Origin of the sequence: Pedobacter panaciterrae (genome assembly GCF_013204795.1) — a bacterium.
In the GTDB taxonomy this organism is placed as follows: Bacteria; Bacteroidota; Bacteroidia; order Sphingobacteriales; family Sphingobacteriaceae; genus Pedobacter; species Pedobacter panaciterrae.
On sequence record NZ_JABMKW010000020.1, the window covers coordinates 789,213 to 805,948 of the forward strand.

Here is a 16,736-nt window from a genome sequence, read left to right on the forward strand (position 1 = left end):
AAAAAATTTAAACCAATCCGGGAACAGCAACCATCTCGTCAGTATCTTTTGTATAATCGATACCATCAACATCAAAGCCGAACAGGTTTAAGAAATCTCTCTTATAACCGGCAAGATCACCAATTTTAGGAAGCGATTCTTCAGTTGCTTCGGCCCAAAGTGCAGCAACTTTGGCTTGTACATCGCTGTCCATTTCTAAATCGTCTACACGGATTCTGCCCTGCTCATCAGTAGCGATACCATCTTTATTGTATAAACGCTCAGCAAATAAACGTTGCATCTGCTCAATACATCCTTCATGTGTACCGTTCTCTTTCATGATTTTATAAAGCAACGAAATGTATAAAGGAATAACCGGTATAGCAGAACTTGCCTGAGTAACCAATGCTTTGTTTACAGAAACAAATGCTTTTCCATTAATGTCTTTCAGTTTGTCAGATATTGCAAAAGCAGTAGCTTCTAAATGATCTTTGGCTCTGCCGATAGTTCCTTTACGGTAAACCGCTTCAGTAACCGCAGGGCCGATATATGAATAAGCTACAGTAATTGCCTCTGGAGCCAATAAATTTGCCGCTTTTAATTCATCAATCCACATACCCCAATCTTCGCCACCCATAACGGCAACTGTATTTTCTATTTCCTCTTCATTAGCCGGGGCAATAGAAACCTCAGAAACTACTCCGGTATGAAAATCGACAGTTTTGTTGGTAAACGTGGTCTCGCCAATTGGTTTTAAAACCGAATTATGAACTACACCAGTTATTGGATGTACTCTTTTAGGAGATGCCAGACTATAAACTACAAGATCAATTTGTCCCAGATCAGCTTTGATCAGGTCAATTACTTTTTGTTTTATTTCAGTAGAAAACGCATCACCATTTATACTCTTAGCGTATAAGCCGGCTTTTTGAGCCTGTTCTTCAAATGCAGCGGTGTTATACCATCCCGGCGAAGCCGTTTTACCCGGTGCAGGTGGTTTTTCAAAATAAACACCAACGGTGGCAGCGCCAGATCCAAACGCGCTTGTTATTCTTGATGCTAATCCAAATCCTGTAGAGGCGCCAATTACAAGAACCTTTTTAGGACCTTCAATTTCACCTTTTGACTTTACATAGTTGATTTGGTTTATTACATTTTGCTCGCATCCTTTTGGATGTGCCGTAAGGCAAATAAACCCGCGCATTCTAGGTTCTATAATCATAAATCTATTTTTCTTTTGATTGGCAATATTAAGGTTTTTTAAAAAGATATCTGTTATAATATTCTATAATCCTGTCAAAGCATATCTTCAGCCATTCGGTATAAATTTCGGGGCTGGCTTCTATATCCTCTTTTAGAGCGGTCATATTAACATATCGGAATTCAGATACTTCTTCGGGATTTGGATGAGGTAACTGATTGCTTATTCCGAAAAAAACATGGTCGTACTCGTTCTCCGAAATGCCATCTGCAAGTTCTGCATGATAGGTGAAATTAAAACCGTATTCAAGTTTGCATTCCATCCCCATCTCTTCATTTAATCTGCGGTTTGCCGCATCAAGTGTCTCTTCTCCTAATCTGGGATGACTGCAGCATGTATTGGTCCATTTGCCTCCTGAGTGATATTTATCATCCGCCCTTCTTTGCAAAAGCAACTGGCCATTGGTATTAAAAACAAACACAGAAAACGCACGGTGAAGCTTTCCTGCCAAATGTGCTTCCATTTTTGGCATTGTTCCAATTACGCTATCATGCTCATCAACAAGTATTACGCTTTCTTCATACTCTTGTTTATCCATCATCATTATAAAAAATCAAATCCTCATGCAAAAATGATATAAATGTTTTGATATGAGTAAAAGAACCTGCATTTTTATTTATATGAAACAGAAACTGTTATCGCTTATTTTGCTTGTATCCATTTGCTATTCCCCATTTACAACGCATGCCAAAGAGATTCTAACAACGGGCACATTAACTTGTGAATATGCCAATAACCCGCTTGGTGTAGCATCTAAAAGCCCTAGACTAGGCTGGATTATAGATACCAAACAAAGAAACACACAGCAAATTGCATGGCAGATACTGGTTGCCGACAATCAGGCTAGCCTTGACAAGAACATTGGCAATATCTGGGACTCAAAAAAAGTCAACTCCAACCAATCCATCCAAATCTCCTATAAAGGCGAGGCCTTAAAACCTGCAAAAACCTATTATTGGAAGGTAAAAATATGGGATAACCACGGCAATGTCTCCTTATGGAGCAAGACAGCGATGTGGCGAATGGGCTTATTGAACAGCGGCGACTGGCTTGGGGCAAAATGGATTGCTTATGAAGAATTACCCGCCGCTGAACGTATTGTACCGGCAATACACTTACGGGGTGATTTTGCTCCACAAAATGACATCCTCCCACTCTTTAGAAGAGATTTTTCAATAAAAAGAAAACTTAAAAACGCAACAGCATTTATCTCAGGATTGGGTCATTTCGATCTTAGCATTAATGGTTCAAAAGTAGGTGACCATATTTTGGATGCCGGGTGGACTCAATATGATAAACATGCTTTATATGTAACGTTTGACATAACAGATCAGCTCAAAAAAGGCGATAATACTATAGGTGTTATACTTGGTAATGGTTTTTATTTTATACCAAGAGATGATCGATACAGAAAACTCACGGGCGCTTATGGATTCCCAAAGTTAATTTGCAGAGTTTTATTGGAGTATAGTGATGGCAGTACCGAAAATATTATTAGTGATGAGCAATGGAAAACTTCTCCATCACCAATAACCACTACCAGTATTTATGGTGGCGAGGATTACAATGCAACGCTTGAACAGAATAACTGGGATAAGCCAGGATTTGATGATGCGAAATGGAGAAAGGCTGTTATTGTAACTGGCTCTCCTGTTTTAAACTCGCAAACGGCAGAGCCTGTAAAGCTATTTGAAACCTTTACTCCTGTTAAAATATCGAGCCCTAAGCCGGGCATATGGGTTTACGACATGGGTCAGAATGCTTCTGCAATCCCTGCAATAGAGACAAATGGCAAAAAGGGTGCGGTAGTACGGATTACTCCTGCAGAACTGTTAAATCCGGATGGAACTGTTAACCAATCTGCATCCGGTGTGCCGCATTATTACGATTATACTTTGAAAGGAGAAGGCAACGAGAAATGGCAGCCACGCTTTACTTACTATGGCTTTAGATATTTGCAGGTTGAAGGGGCCGTTCCTGAAAAAGAAGAAAACCCAAACAATTTACCTGTATTAACCTCTTTAAAAAGCCTACACCTTAGAAATGCTGCAGAAAATATTGGCAGTTTCAATTCATCAAATGAATTGTTTAACAAGACTTTTAAGTTAATAGACTGGGCAATTAAAAGTAATATGGTGAGCGTTTTTACCGATTGTCCGCACCGGGAAAAACTCGGCTGGTTGGAAGAGGCTCACCTTATGGGTGGATCGGTACAGTACAACTATAACGTAGCATCGCTGTGCAGAAAGATAATCAGAGATATGATGGCGGCACAAACAGCTGACGGATTGATTCCGGATATTGCACCAGAGTACACACATTTTGATGGTGGCTTCCGTGACTCTCCTGAATGGGGAAGCAGCGGGGTGATCTTACCCTGGTATGTTTACAAATGGTATGGCGATAAGGATGCACTTGAAGAAAGCTATCCGATGATGCAGAAATACATTGCTTATCTGGGTACCAAAGCGACTAATCATATGCTTGATCATGGTTTGGGCGACTGGTTTGATATTGGGCCTAATTCGCCGGGTGAGGCACAGCTTACTCCAAAGAAATTTACGGCTACCGCTATTTATTATTATGATATTGAAATTATTAGTAAAGTTGCCACGCTGCTTGGTAAAACAGAAGACTCCAGGAAGTATAGCGATTTGGCTTTAGCAGTTAAAAATGCCTTTAACACTACTTTCTTTAATAAAGAAACCAAACAATATTCAACAGGCAGTCAGACAGCCTATGCGATGGCAGCTTATATGAATTTGGCTGAACCTGAATATAAGGAAGCAATTATAGCTAATCTGGTGAAGGAGATTAAAGGAAGAAAAAACAGTCTTACTGCCGGCGATATTGGCTACCGCTATGTACTTAAGGTGTTGGACGATGCCGGTCGTTCGGATGTAATTTACGATATGAACAGCAAATCTGACGTACCAGGCTATGGCTGGCAGCTGGAACATGGTGCAACTGCGCTAACCGAATCTTGGCAGGCTTATGGTTTTGTATCTAACAATCATTTTATGCTGGGTCATTTGATGGAATGGTTGTACAGTGGCTTGGGTGGCATAAAGGCTTCTGCTGATGCAATAGCTTATGATAAACTGGAAATAAAGCCTGAACAGGTTGGTAATATTACCCATGCAAGAGCCAGCTATAAAACCCCTTACGGAAACGTTGTTTCTGATTGGAATAAAACTGAGAGCAACTTTGAACTGAAGGTAGAGGTGCCTGTAAACTCCAAAGCCACAATCTATATACCTGCCTCGGAAAATACAAAGATCTACGAAGGAGAAAACCTTATAAAAAACAATAAGGAAGTTATATTTAAGGGGATTAAAAAGGGTTTCGCTTTAATAGAAATCGGTTCTGGTAATTATGTTTTTAAGGCTGCAGATTAGCTTTGGCATTACCTTAGATCTACACCATGATCGTTTGGAAAATCTTCGCCACTCCAAATCTTTTGAGCACTCCATTTTTCTGGTGGGTTTGCCCAGAAGGGATCTGTTGAAGGTAAGCCAAGTGGCAGGAATATACTGGTGCTTAAATAAGGACTTCCCTGATTGTTGTAAGTGTCTGCTATAGCCGGTTGCTGGCCATAAACCCCTAGAGAAAGCCACCCATTTTTATAAGTGGATGGGCTTTCTAGTGTTTTTCTGATTACAGCTGTAAGTGCACAACGTACCTGAGCAGGTGTTAATTGTTTTGGCAGTGCTTTACGCCATGCCATATCGGCCAGGTGGTGAAATGCTGCTCCACGATAAATGAGAGAGCGGCCGGTTGCGGGATATGTTCCATCGGTATTAATCATCCTTTCTTGAATTACCGCAAAGCGTTCATTACGTTTCTTTATTTTTTCGGATAATGCGTTATACCCATTGGTTTTTTTATTGACAATTTCAGTTATTGCTGCCAGATAAGGGTGAATTACAAAGCTATTATAGTAGTCGAATGCAAAGACGGGTCCATCAGAATAAAGTCCATCTCCAACATACCATTGTTCTAGCTGTTGCATGGCATAATCGACCCTCATTGGATCCCATTCGAACCCATACTTACACAAAAAAGCCTCGTTCATTGCCGAAAAAAGTAACCAGTTTGAAAAACCGGGTTTAAATTTCCTGGTGGTTTTTATGGAGCTCACCAGTCGGTCTTTTTCCTGTTTACCAAGATTTTCCCAAAGCCAGGGAGCCCTTATAAAAGCAAAAGACAAAAATGAAGCATCTACCAATTGCTGACCTGCCAAATCAAAGCGCATAAAGTCCTTTTTATTCGAATCTAGCGCATTAGCAAGTCCTTTCAACACCATATTACGGTACTGCTGGCGCAAATCCTTTTCCGCAGCATCACCATCCTCTAATTGCAACCAAGGCGCGATGCCACTCAAAACCCTGCCTAAAACTTCAAGATATTGCACTTGTATTCGTTGTGCCTTATTATCGGTGGTATTAGAGGTTACCTGTGGCATTTTTATCCTCAGACTATCGTTAGAGAGGTCGTATAGCACGGGTCTTACCATCTTATCCATTTGTTGCAGCCAAAAGGCCCTATCGCTGACCATCTGCTTTTTAACCTTTTTCTGAGCAAAACATACGCTAGTAGCCAGCAACAAAAAAAACAATGTAAAACCTTTTCTATTTAACGCAACATTCATTTAATGATCTGATTAATTATCCATGGAAAATTAGGAAAATTATTTTTGCTTTGGTGGTAAAGGAACATCTTCCCTGAAAGGAACTTGTTTTCTAAGCATCTTACCAGCATATCCTGAAAGGTATAAGTAGTAATCAGATGGAATATCTTCCTCGAAGGTTACAAATGTACTTGCGCCAACCGGGGGATTTTTAGATATTTTAAAAATAGCTGTCCCCTCATCTACTTCATCAAACATTGCTACATAAAGCATCTCCGCACCATTTTTTATAGCAGTAGAGAGTTGTTTCCAAAAGAATTTGCCCCTGTTTCTTGGAATTTGGTTAGACGGCGATTTTGGATTCATATTGTGCCAGCTAAAGCCCGGAAAAACAACTCCAACATAATCGAGCTTATTTTGCTTACACCAGATTATATCCCCTTTTTGAACCTCTGCGTATTTATTATATGCAGTTTCATTGGCATATCTGCCAATGGTCCATGGATGAATGATATCTGCTTTTTTCATGATCTCATGAAGCAATGGGTTCTTCTCTGTATCGTTTCCAAATTCACGCCAGTAAGTGGGTACGCCTAACATTACTGAACAGCCGCCATAAACCGGATCATTCTTTAAGAAGTCGACCATTTTTGCAACATCCTTTAGGGTGTACTTCCGGTTATCTCCAAATCCAACTCCCCACAAAACCACAAGAGGTTTTCCGTTGTGGTATAAATAGGTTTGATTGTTTCCCTGGCTGGTTATTTTCATACTGTCGACCAGATTTTTCCAATCGTTGATGAGCACCGGAACATCAACACTATCTCTGGTACCCGACAGATCGTACATAACAGAGATTGCCCTTCCATATTTTTGTGAGGACTTTAGTGCATTTCCAAGCACTGTATTGAAATGATTGCGACCAGACTTTCCCTTGATCTCTGCTACAAAACGTTGCATAAAAACGCCGTCTAACCCATAATCTTTCATCCATTTAAAATGAGTTTCAACGGTTGAAGCATCGTGAGCGCTTGGCAGATAAGCTGCACTGCCATCAGCATGCACAAAAGATGTTTGATATACCTTTTTTAGCTCACTTGTTTCGGGCCATAAATCGACATTTGTACTTCCAGGTTCGAATTTTCCTTTAGATTGGTAGTGATACCAGCCTCGGCCAGCACCATCTTCGGCTGCGTTATGCCAGCCCTGATAGCCAGCCATAATTAAACCCTTATAGCTTTTAAACCGCGATGTTTTACTGTGTTTACTTTGTGCAAATACACTGTTTGCACAAAGTAACACAATCAGTAAAACTGTATGTTTTATATTCATAAAATTTAAAAATCAGAGTATTCAGTTGGAACGATGAATTGAGTATCGTTTCTTGAAACATTATTCTGATATTCAGGTAAAGCTGATACGCGTTTCCATTTCGGATCGGCACCAAAAACTTTCCAATGTTCGTCTCTTGATTTTTTATCGCTGTAAGTGGTTAAATACATTAGGTTTGGCATACGGCTACCAGCTAATACTTCACCGTAGAATACGGCCTGGCTACCTATACGATCAAATATTTCAACTTCTTCATTGTTAAACATTTGAACTTTATTAACATGCTGCTTTTCAGAAGCACTTTCGTAGCTACGTAATTCATATATACGCTCGCTTTTGGCATTACTGAATACGGGTTTCTTTAATGTTGGCATTCCTGTAAATGCCTCTAAAATGATGTTTTCTTTTCTTACAAAAGCGGCATCATTGTATGCTGCATTTACATAATCAGCTCCCTTAATTGCCAGTTCTTTATCCTTTAAAAGCAATTGGGATACCTCGCTAAACTGTTTTAGTGATTGAAAAGCAAGAAATACATAGATCTTTTTATCGCTAGCCGTGTCTATATCCGCAGCTTTAAATACACCTACTGTTTTAACACCTAGTCGGTGTGCAGCTGGCACATAAGCTTCTGAAAGGTATTTATCAACCCTTTCTTCCTGAGCTTTACTTTTAAGATGATAAACTGTTATTTGATAAAATTGTTTTGGAGGGGCAGCAGCAATCGATTGCATGGAACTACCAATAATAAAGATAATAACGGCCATACAGCCGTTAAACAAAGTTTTTGATTTCATGTGTTTAGTTTATTTTAAGTACTAAAACTAGATAATTTCCTGCAACTTAAAGAAATAACAACAAATTCGTTGCGTAAAACTGTTCTTTTCTAATCTATCTCCAGGATGGTTTTAGCTAGATTAATCATGCGTTCGGTTCCTGTGTACTTTCCGTGTTCGTCAGAAAGCTTTACAACCTCAGTCCACTCCCCATCCTTTGGCTGTGCTTCGGTCATTTTTATCACAATATTCATTGCTGCGGGCCCGGCATCGTTGGTAAGGTTTGTACCTATTCCAAATGACATTCCAATTTTATCACGACAATGATCAGCAATGCGCGCTACCTTTTCATAGTTCAGACCATCAGAAAAAATTATGGTTTTGGTTCTGGGATCGATGCCCATGCTGTTGTAATGCGAAATTACTTTATCGGCAAAAAGCAGTGCATCACCGCTATCGTGCCTAACGCCATCGAACAGCTTCGAAAACATTTTATCGAACTGTTTAAAGAACACCTCGGTAGTATAAGTATCAGATAATGCAATGCCCAAATCACCACGATAAACGGCTACCCAATGCTCCAACCCTGTTGCATTGGCCATTTTAAAGCCATAACGTGCGGCATGAAACATAAACCATTCATGGGCATGGGTTCCAATAGGTTTTGTTTTGTGGATCATGGCCATATGTACATTGCTGGTGCCTATAAATGAACCATCGCCATATTGGCTAAGTGCCTGGAGTACCAATCTATGGACCTGATAAGAGTACCGGCGACGGGTACCAAATTCTGCTACTGTAACGCCTAAACGACGGTAGTTTTCGATCTTTTCTTTAGTATGGTTAATTACCTCGTCGTTAGAGATCCTTTGGGAATCATTAAGGACATAGAAGAGCTCACAAATGAGCGACATTAATGGTACTTCCCATAAGATGGTTCGGTACCATAGGCCTTCTACATGCACCTCAAGCTGATCTCCTTTTTGTGTAATGTGTACTTCTTCCGGGTTGTAACGGTATCCCTCCAGAAAATCAAGGTATACAGGATCAAGGTATGGGCAGTTTATCTGTAAAAAATATTTTTCTTCTCTGCTTAGTTTTAATGTGGCCATTTCATTTACGGCCTCTCTTAAGGCTTTTGCAAAACCATCTGGAAATGAATGCTTACCCCGATTTATAAATGCATACCGTGCTTTTGCAGAAGGAAATAATCGAATTACCCCCTGCTGCATGGTAATTTTATAAAAGTCGTTATCTAATATTGATGATAGTATTGGCAACGTATGTGATGGCATAATTCCGAACATTTTTTCCAATTTAAAGAAAAGACGGGATTATTCAGAACGATCTTATCATTTTCTATTTATACTGTTTAAAGTTTACTTTTTCATTTGCTTGTAATGGTCTTATGCTCACCGCAGCTCCCCCACCTTGTGCAAGTTTTAATTTAAGCAGGGATTTAGGGCTCACTATATATTGTGTTATTTTGTAAGCCTGCGGGTTGTTTTGCCAATCGGCATTATCTGCATCAAGGTATAAGGTTGCTACATATTTTTTATCCTTATCCAGAAAATTTAATGGAATAACAGCTGTTCTTGAATTCTCATCAGTAATTGCTCCTATATACCAGTTTGAGGTTCCTTTAGCTTTACGGGCTATGGTTACATAGTCGCCCGGCTCTGCTTCTATAATCTTAGAATCGTCCCAATCAACAGCCACATCCTTTATGAATTGGAAAGCATCCATGTAAGCCTGGTAATTCTCAGGTAAATCGGCGGCCATTTGTAATGGACTGTAAATAGTAACATAAAGCGCCAGCTGCTTTGCCAAAGTGGTATGTACTTGTCGGGTTGGCATACCAGCTGCATAACCTTTTAATTTGAAAATGCCGGGTGTATAGTCCATAGGCCCCCCCATTAGTCTGGTAAAGGGTAGTATGGTTTCATGTTCTGGCGGGTTGCCATCACTAAACGCATTGTATTCATTACCCCTGCCTGCTTCTGAAGCTACAAAATTGGGATAAGTGCGGTGCAGACCAGTTGGCCTTACTGCTTCATGAGCATCTACTGTTACGTTGTGTTTTGCAGCTTTTTGAAGTACTCTTTCGTAATGATTGATCATCCATTGCCCATCGTGATGCTCACCTCTGGGAATGATCTTTCCAACATAGCCTGTTTTCACTGCCGGATAGCCAAATTTATTCATGAATTTATAGGCTGTATCCAACTGACGTTCATAGTCTGTAGCCGAGCCGGACGTTTCATTGTGCATAATCATTTTTACCCCTTTGGTGGCTGCATAATCCGTTATTTCTTTTACATCGAAATCAGGATATGGTTTAGTGAAGTTAAAAACATTCTCCTTCCAGTTTCCAAACCAATCTTCCCAACCGTAGTTCCATCCTTCAACCAACACGCCCTGGAGCCCATTTACAGATGCGAAATCAATATACTTTTTGACGTTAGCAGTATTTGCACCATGTTTTCCATTGGGTAATAAATTACCACTAGCATCTAAAGTATCGGCCCGATCTGCATAGCTCCAGGTGCTTTTCCCGGTTTGATATTCCCACCAAACACCTGCAAACTTCATCGGTTTTATCCAGTCCGTTTTTTCTATAACAGAAGGTTCATTCAGGTTTAGGATGGTTTTGGATGCTAAAATATCAACAGCTTTATTGCTCACCAATATGGTTCTCCAAGGGGTTTTAAAGGGCGCATAAAGGTAGGCTTTATTGCCTGTTGCATCTGGAACGAGTTGTGCGGTAAGGTTGAAATCAGCTTTATTTACATGTAGCTGCATAGCGGGATAATTGATTAATGCCGCTTCGTGAATATTGATGTATAGTCCATTGGCCGACTTTAACATTAATGGGGTTTGTACACCATTCTGATCAGGGACAACCCTGACAGCAATGTCTGTAGCTATTTTTGACACCGCAAAAGCATCTATCTTACTTAAACTACTGGTGGTATATTTATATTCATTGGTATCATAATCTGCAGGAATCCAAAATGCCTTATGGTCTGCCGTAAGATGGAATTCAGTAAGTTCTTCGGCTACCGTAAAATATTTTAATCCTGGCTGCTTTGGAAATTCATATCTAAATCCTACACCATCGTTAAAAACCCTGAATACTATGTTTATCAATTTATTTGGGCTATTCTTTTGTTTTAATTTTACGGTTAGCTGCTCATGGTTATCGTTAATGGTATTTACCTCGCCCCATACTGGATTCCATTGCTTATCAACACTTGTTTTTTCTATTGCTACTATTGCAAGCTGGTTGCTGAATTCACTATCGCCAACCAGATTAAGACCAAGTAGTGAGTGTTGAATCACTGTTTTACCATCAAAATAGAGGGAATATCCTGGTCTGCCCTTTTCATCCAGTTCAAACTTTAGTTTCACTTTACCTTTGTTTATTTCAGCATTGTTGTTGCTCTGGGCCATTACATTTATTGCGATTGCAACAGAGATTAAACAGATCAGTAGTTTCTTCATTATGATAATTTTATGTATTTAACCGGGTTTTATAGTATACCCCGGTTATTTATTGGAAGGATTAGTAATTTGGATTTTGTTGACCAGTGATTTTTGAATTCGAATTAAATTCTGATAGTGGAATTGGCCATGAATAGCTTTTAGCTTCGTTAAAAGTTAAGGGGGTAGACAAGTTTCTTGCCCTGCCATAAAACGCGGCTTCCTGAGGTCCTAAGCGCCATCTGCAAACATCAAACCACCACTGACCTTCGTGAAAAAGTTCTGCCCATCTTTCGTAACGCAGCGGGTTTGTTCCTAAAACAGGGTCATTGATTGCAGGTGTTGCCGCCGACAAAGAGGTATAATCTCTTGGTGAAGCCGAGTTTATTGGCAGATCATATGCTCTGCGTTTTACTTTATTGATGTACTCGAGTCCTGTTGCCACATCTCCGGAACCTATACTTGCCTCTGCATAAAGTAAATAAACATCGGCCATGCGTAGAAAATACCAGTTCCACTTGTCATAATTAACGATGTTTAGATGGTAATCAATTGCTGCATATTTTCTGAAACCCCAGCCATAAGTATTAGGCTCACTTGCCAGATAATCTGGTTTAGAAACAGGCACATTTTGTCTGGGTCCGCCTTCCCAATCGATGTTTAGCACATCAAGCCATGGCTGCACCAGGTTTACGTATAACCGAGGATCTGCAGTTTTATTGGTTCTTACTGCTTCGGCCTTTGCTCTATAGACAGGATCCATGATCTTTGCGGGATTGCTAAAGCTGGCAGGTTTGCTATTGTCGAAGTTAGGATTGTTAACCAGGGTATAATATCCAAGCGGGTAACCAAAGCGTGTTACATTTTTGTCGTGCACACCAAGGTTACCTCCATATCCTAAAGGTCTGGAACCTGTTTCGGTACCCGTTAGACTTAAGATATACGGAGACCAGATCACACCATTTAGTGTAGATGCGTTTGGAATGTTTCCCCATGGGCCGTAATTACCTTTATTGTCGGCATCTACGTTCATTTCAAACAATGATTCTTCATTGAATTCATTTGCGGTGTTTCCGTTAAAGGCATCTTTATATTTTGCAAACGGCATCAGTGTTTTTCCACTATTATTGATCACATCAAGCAAGGTGGTTTTTGCGTTAGCCCAGTCTTCTGTAAAAACGTAGACCTTCCCGAGAAGTGCTTTTGCGGACCATTTATTTGCTCTTCCTATTTCTGAACTTGGCCATACTTTATTGTCGAGTAAGGCTACTGCATCTTTAAGATCAGATTTTATAAAATCCCAAACCTCTTTGGTTGTAGCACGGGGTTGTTGTGTTTCAGTTACACTTTTAGGCACTGCCATATAAATGGGTACACCCATTTTATTTTCATTAATTCCACCGGTTTTAATGTAGGCTTCACCAAACAGCGCTTCAAGTTGGAAATAATAAAAAGCGCGCATAAACTTAGCTTGTCCACGCACTGCATCTATTTCGGCTTTTTGTGAGCCATTGGCATAGGTTTTTTCAAAAAAATCTGCAGCTTCAAGTGCCGTATTGCAAGCTCCTGCACCAGCATACAAAGCTACCCATGCGTTTGTTGATTTGCCGTTATTTGGGCTTAAATTATTGGCGGTCATTTCATTCCACGCCCCATCTCCATTATAATTTGCATCACCCGCATGAACGGAATTTTCAAGTGCTTTTGGCATCAGCTCGAAACCATATAAGCCGGTGCTTTTTAAATTTCCATACGCCGGGTTTAAAATTGTATTGAGATCGGCAATTGTTTTAGGATAGGAATTTGTAGAAACCTGATCTGAAGGGCCAACCATATCGGGGTCCTTTTTACATCCGGCGATTAGTGCTGTGGCCAGAAGTAAGGTATATATAGACTTGTTCATCTTGTTTAATTTTATCTGGTTAGAAATTAACATCAATTCCAAATGAATAAATACGGGTTTGAGGATACTGACTCACTACATCTATGCCCCTGGCAGTTACACCCGAATATCCTGAAGGAGAAAAAGATGCACCAAGTTCAGGGTCTAATCCGCTATAGTTAGTTATGGTAAATACATTATTAGCCATTACAAATATCCTTGCACTGCGCACCTTTATTTTTTGCAGCAGATTATTGGAGAAGGTGTACCCTACCTGTAAGTTTTTTAATTTGAGGTAATCGCCTTTCTCGACAAAGTAGCTGTTTACAGAGCTGTAATTTCCATTTGGATCTAAGGAGAAACTACCATCGGCATTAACCACACCTAATCTTGGTTGTTTGGTTATTCCATTTCCATTAAGAAATGATGCACCCCATACTTTTGGCGAGGTATTTCCATCGGCAAAAGGACGCATTTCGTAGGCTTTAACTCCATTGAAAAGATCTACTCCTGCCACTCCATTAAATAGGAATGCAACATCAAAGCCTTTGTAATTTAAACGGATATTTGCTCCATAAACCAGTTTAGGATTGGGATTACCTATGATCTGTCGATCTTTATCGGTAATTTCACCATCACCGGTAAGGTCCTGAAATTGAAGATCTCCTGCGTGTGCAGGGATTCCGCCAACTTTCTGTTTTGCAGCTTCAGCATCGTTTTGAAATATGCCCAGTACTTTATATCCGTAAAATGACCCAAAAGGCTCGCCTTTGCGGGTAGTGGTAATGGTTTGATTGGGCATAATCTGGAAAGCCATATCGCCATTATTATAAAAATTATACCCGTCTAGCAGTTCTGAAGTAGTTTCTGTTGATAGCTTGGTTACCTGGTTTTTATTCCATGCACCTGTTAGGTTAATGTCGAAACCAAAATCATTGATCTTAGTTCTATAGCCTATCATTGCCTCTATACCCTTATTACTTACAGATCCGATATTGGTTAAGTAACTACCTGATATACCTGCACTTGGAGCAAGCGGAAGTTCATAAAGCATGTCGACCGTTTCCTTGTTATAGTACTCCAATGTGAAATACAATTTGCTATCCAGCAATTCACCATCAAGACCTACGTTCGACTCTTTTACAGTTTCCCAATGCAGATTTGGGTTTGGTATGCGGTTATATGCAACGCCCGGTATTATTGTTCCGCCAGGAGCAAAATTAGCCCCCCCAGCGCTTCCGTTGCCTAAACTGGTAAATGGCTGATAATTTGAAAGAAACCTATATGTTCCAATATTACTGTTTCCAAGCTCTCCGTAACTTGCTCTCAGTTTCAGACTATTAACAGCAGGCAGAGCTGCTTTAAAAAATGATTCCTCAGAGACATTCCATGCTGCGGATGCTGAAGGGAATAGACCACGTTGTTTATTGGAACCAAAAACTGTAAAATTAGCATCCTCTCTTAAGGAAGCAGACAAATAATATTTGCTGTTGTAATTGTAATTTATGCGCCCGAAGAAGGATTTAACAAGAGCATTGTTATCTTTTTTGCCATTGAACTGATAGGTGGTATTAGCAGTTGGAATAAATGAATATTTTTTTCCGGCATCTGCTGATACATCTATTGCAGTTGTATTGGCGTCATTATACCTGCCTGTAATCTGCTCGAAGCCTGCAATTGCATTGATGTTATGGTTACTGATTGTTTTATTATAGGTTAGAATATAGTTTGTTAAAAGCGACTGGCTCTGTATTGATAATTTATTCAATGAGTTTTTACCAGCGCCTACACCACCAATTGAAAATGCATTCTGAAAATAATTTTGGCTTTCGTCATAAAATGTATAGCCTACATTGCTTCTGAGTGTAAGGTCCAGAGGCAATTTAATTTCGGCATATACATTGGCCTGAAAATTATTTTTAAAATTCTCGACATCAGCATTGTCGATAGCCCCTACAGGATGTGTTCCGGCAAATGCAAGTCCAGGATAACCCGTAGGCAATGTGCCATAAGTTCCATTGCTGTTAAACACAGGGATAATGGGCAATGTTCGAAAAGGTGAGTTGTGTAGTTGAGCTTCGACTCCTATATTTTGAGGATTAGAGGTTGTACGACGCGACACGGAGAGTTGTTCTCCAAACTTAAGCCAGTTGCCGATTTTAAAGTTTGTATTTAACCTGCCTCCGCCTATGTTCGAAAAATTCTTGCGAGCTACCCCCTCTTGTTTATTATAAAAACCAGATAAAAGGTAGTCTACTATAGGAGCTGCACCTGTAAACGAAAAGTTATGATTTTGTTCGCTGGCGTTGTTGAAAGTCTCATCTATCCAATCTGTATTTGCAAGGGTATCCAATTTAGTCGCATTATTAAAACGCCCTGGATTGATGATGTTTTGGAGCCTGATATAACCATCTTTGTCCAATAGATCGCCAACTTTAGGTGTAGTTACGCCGTAGCGATAGTTGTAATTGAACTGAGGTTTAGAAGTTGTACCTCTTTTTGTAGTTACCAATATTACCCCACCAGCCGCAGATGCACCATAGATGGATGCGGCAGAAGCATCTTTAAGCACATCCATAGATTCAATATCCTGAACGTTTATACTACCGATGTCTGTGACTCTGACACCATCGACAATATACAACGGGTTTGGCTGACTTAATGTAGATAATCCCCTGATGATTATGGAGGGCTGAGCATCAGGTGCTCCAGAACTTTTAACAATATTTACACCTGCAATTCTTCCTTGTAAGGCTTCTGTGGGATTTGTAATGGGCTGATTTTTGAAGGCCTCGCCCTTTATGGATGATACTGATCCCGTTAAATCTTTTCTTCTTTGTGTTCCATACCCGACAACTACTACTTCTCCAAGTTGTGTGTTATCTTCCTGTAGCTTTACATCGATTACACTTCCTTCTGAAGCGCTGCGCTCAGCAGTTGCAAAGCCGACCATCGAAAATATCAGCTTATCACTCTGTGGATTGTTTACGGTAATGGAATAGTTACCAAGTCCATCTGCAACCTGACCTGCAGATGTACCTTTCAATTGAACGGTTACTCCAGGAAGTGGAGTTCCGTTTTGGTCTGTTATTTTTCCGCTAATTGTTTTTTTTTGCGCAATAGCTGCAAAAGAGACGAGAAGGAACAAACAACAAAAACCCATCGATTTTAGTACCTGTCTTTTCATTAGTTTAATATTTGGTTTATCTTTTGGTTGTTGGTATTTGCTCCGGCCTGGCAGCTGGGTAACAAATACAAATCAAAGAGAATCTAAAAATTGAGAAGAATCAATTTTCAAAAATCGAATATAAACGATTTCAAGATGAAAAATAGTTAATAAACTAAAATTCAGACAGTTATAAAAAATTCTGCATCAAAAAATATAAACGAAAT

At 39.9% G+C, this 16,736-nt stretch carries 10 protein-coding genes; 1 reads left to right on the top strand and 9 read right to left on the bottom strand.

The window, feature by feature from the left end; genetic code table 11:
- Positions 1–7: 7 nt before the first annotated feature.
- Together fabV and idi are read right to left on the bottom strand one after the other, a co-directional pair.
- Positions 8–1,201, bottom strand: coding sequence for an enoyl-ACP reductase FabV (gene fabV, locus HQN86_RS22250; protein ID WP_172663071.1), 1,194 nt, complete (start codon positions 1,199–1,201; stop codon positions 8–10).
- A gap of 28 nt (positions 1,202–1,229) precedes the next feature.
- A complete protein-coding gene (gene idi / locus HQN86_RS22255) occupies positions 1,230–1,784 on the bottom strand; it encodes an isopentenyl-diphosphate Delta-isomerase (protein WP_246269710.1) in 555 nt (184 codons plus the stop codon).
- Between the two features lie 76 nt (positions 1,785–1,860).
- On the opposite strand from idi, the gene HQN86_RS22260 reads away from it, so the two are divergent.
- Positions 1,861–4,638 (top strand): family 78 glycoside hydrolase catalytic domain, encoded by a 2,778-nt coding sequence (locus tag HQN86_RS22260; protein WP_172663072.1) that lies wholly within the window; start codon positions 1,861–1,863, stop codon positions 4,636–4,638.
- Positions 4,639–4,646: 8 nt separating this feature from the next.
- On the opposite strand, the gene HQN86_RS22265 is transcribed toward HQN86_RS22260, so the two are convergent.
- From HQN86_RS22265 to HQN86_RS22295, 7 genes are all read right to left on the bottom strand, one after another.
- Entirely contained in the window at positions 4,647–5,891 is a 1,245-nt protein-coding gene (locus HQN86_RS22265; RefSeq protein WP_172663073.1) for a DUF2264 domain-containing protein, read from the bottom strand.
- Positions 5,892–5,930: 39 nt separating this feature from the next.
- Positions 5,931–7,202 carry a glycoside hydrolase family 71/99-like protein gene (locus tag HQN86_RS22270; protein ID WP_172663074.1) on the bottom strand — a complete coding sequence of 424 codons (1,272 nt, stop codon included), beginning with the start codon at positions 7,200–7,202 and terminating at the stop codon, positions 5,931–5,933.
- 5 nt (positions 7,203–7,207) lie between these two features.
- The gene (locus HQN86_RS22275; RefSeq protein WP_246269711.1) at positions 7,208–7,999 is read right to left on the bottom strand and encodes an NIPSNAP family protein; all 792 of its coding nucleotides are present in this window, start codon (positions 7,997–7,999) and stop codon (positions 7,208–7,210) included.
- Positions 8,000–8,088: 89 nt separating this feature from the next.
- Positions 8,089–9,285 (bottom strand): nicotinate phosphoribosyltransferase, encoded by a 1,197-nt coding sequence (pncB, locus tag HQN86_RS22280; protein ID WP_246269712.1) that lies wholly within the window; start codon positions 9,283–9,285, stop codon positions 8,089–8,091.
- Positions 9,286–9,337: 52 nt separating this feature from the next.
- Positions 9,338–11,482 (bottom strand): glycoside hydrolase family 97 protein, encoded by a 2,145-nt coding sequence (locus tag HQN86_RS22285; protein ID WP_172663075.1) that lies wholly within the window; start codon positions 11,480–11,482, stop codon positions 9,338–9,340.
- A 61-nt stretch (positions 11,483–11,543) separates the two neighbouring features.
- Complete coding sequence (locus HQN86_RS22290; RefSeq protein WP_172663076.1) at positions 11,544–13,364, bottom strand: RagB/SusD family nutrient uptake outer membrane protein; 1,821 nt, start codon at positions 13,362–13,364, stop codon at positions 11,544–11,546.
- A 19-nt stretch (positions 13,365–13,383) separates the two neighbouring features.
- A complete protein-coding gene (locus HQN86_RS22295) occupies positions 13,384–16,530 on the bottom strand; it encodes a SusC/RagA family TonB-linked outer membrane protein (protein ID WP_246269713.1) in 3,147 nt (1,048 codons plus the stop codon).
- Positions 16,531–16,736 lie beyond the last annotated feature (206 nt).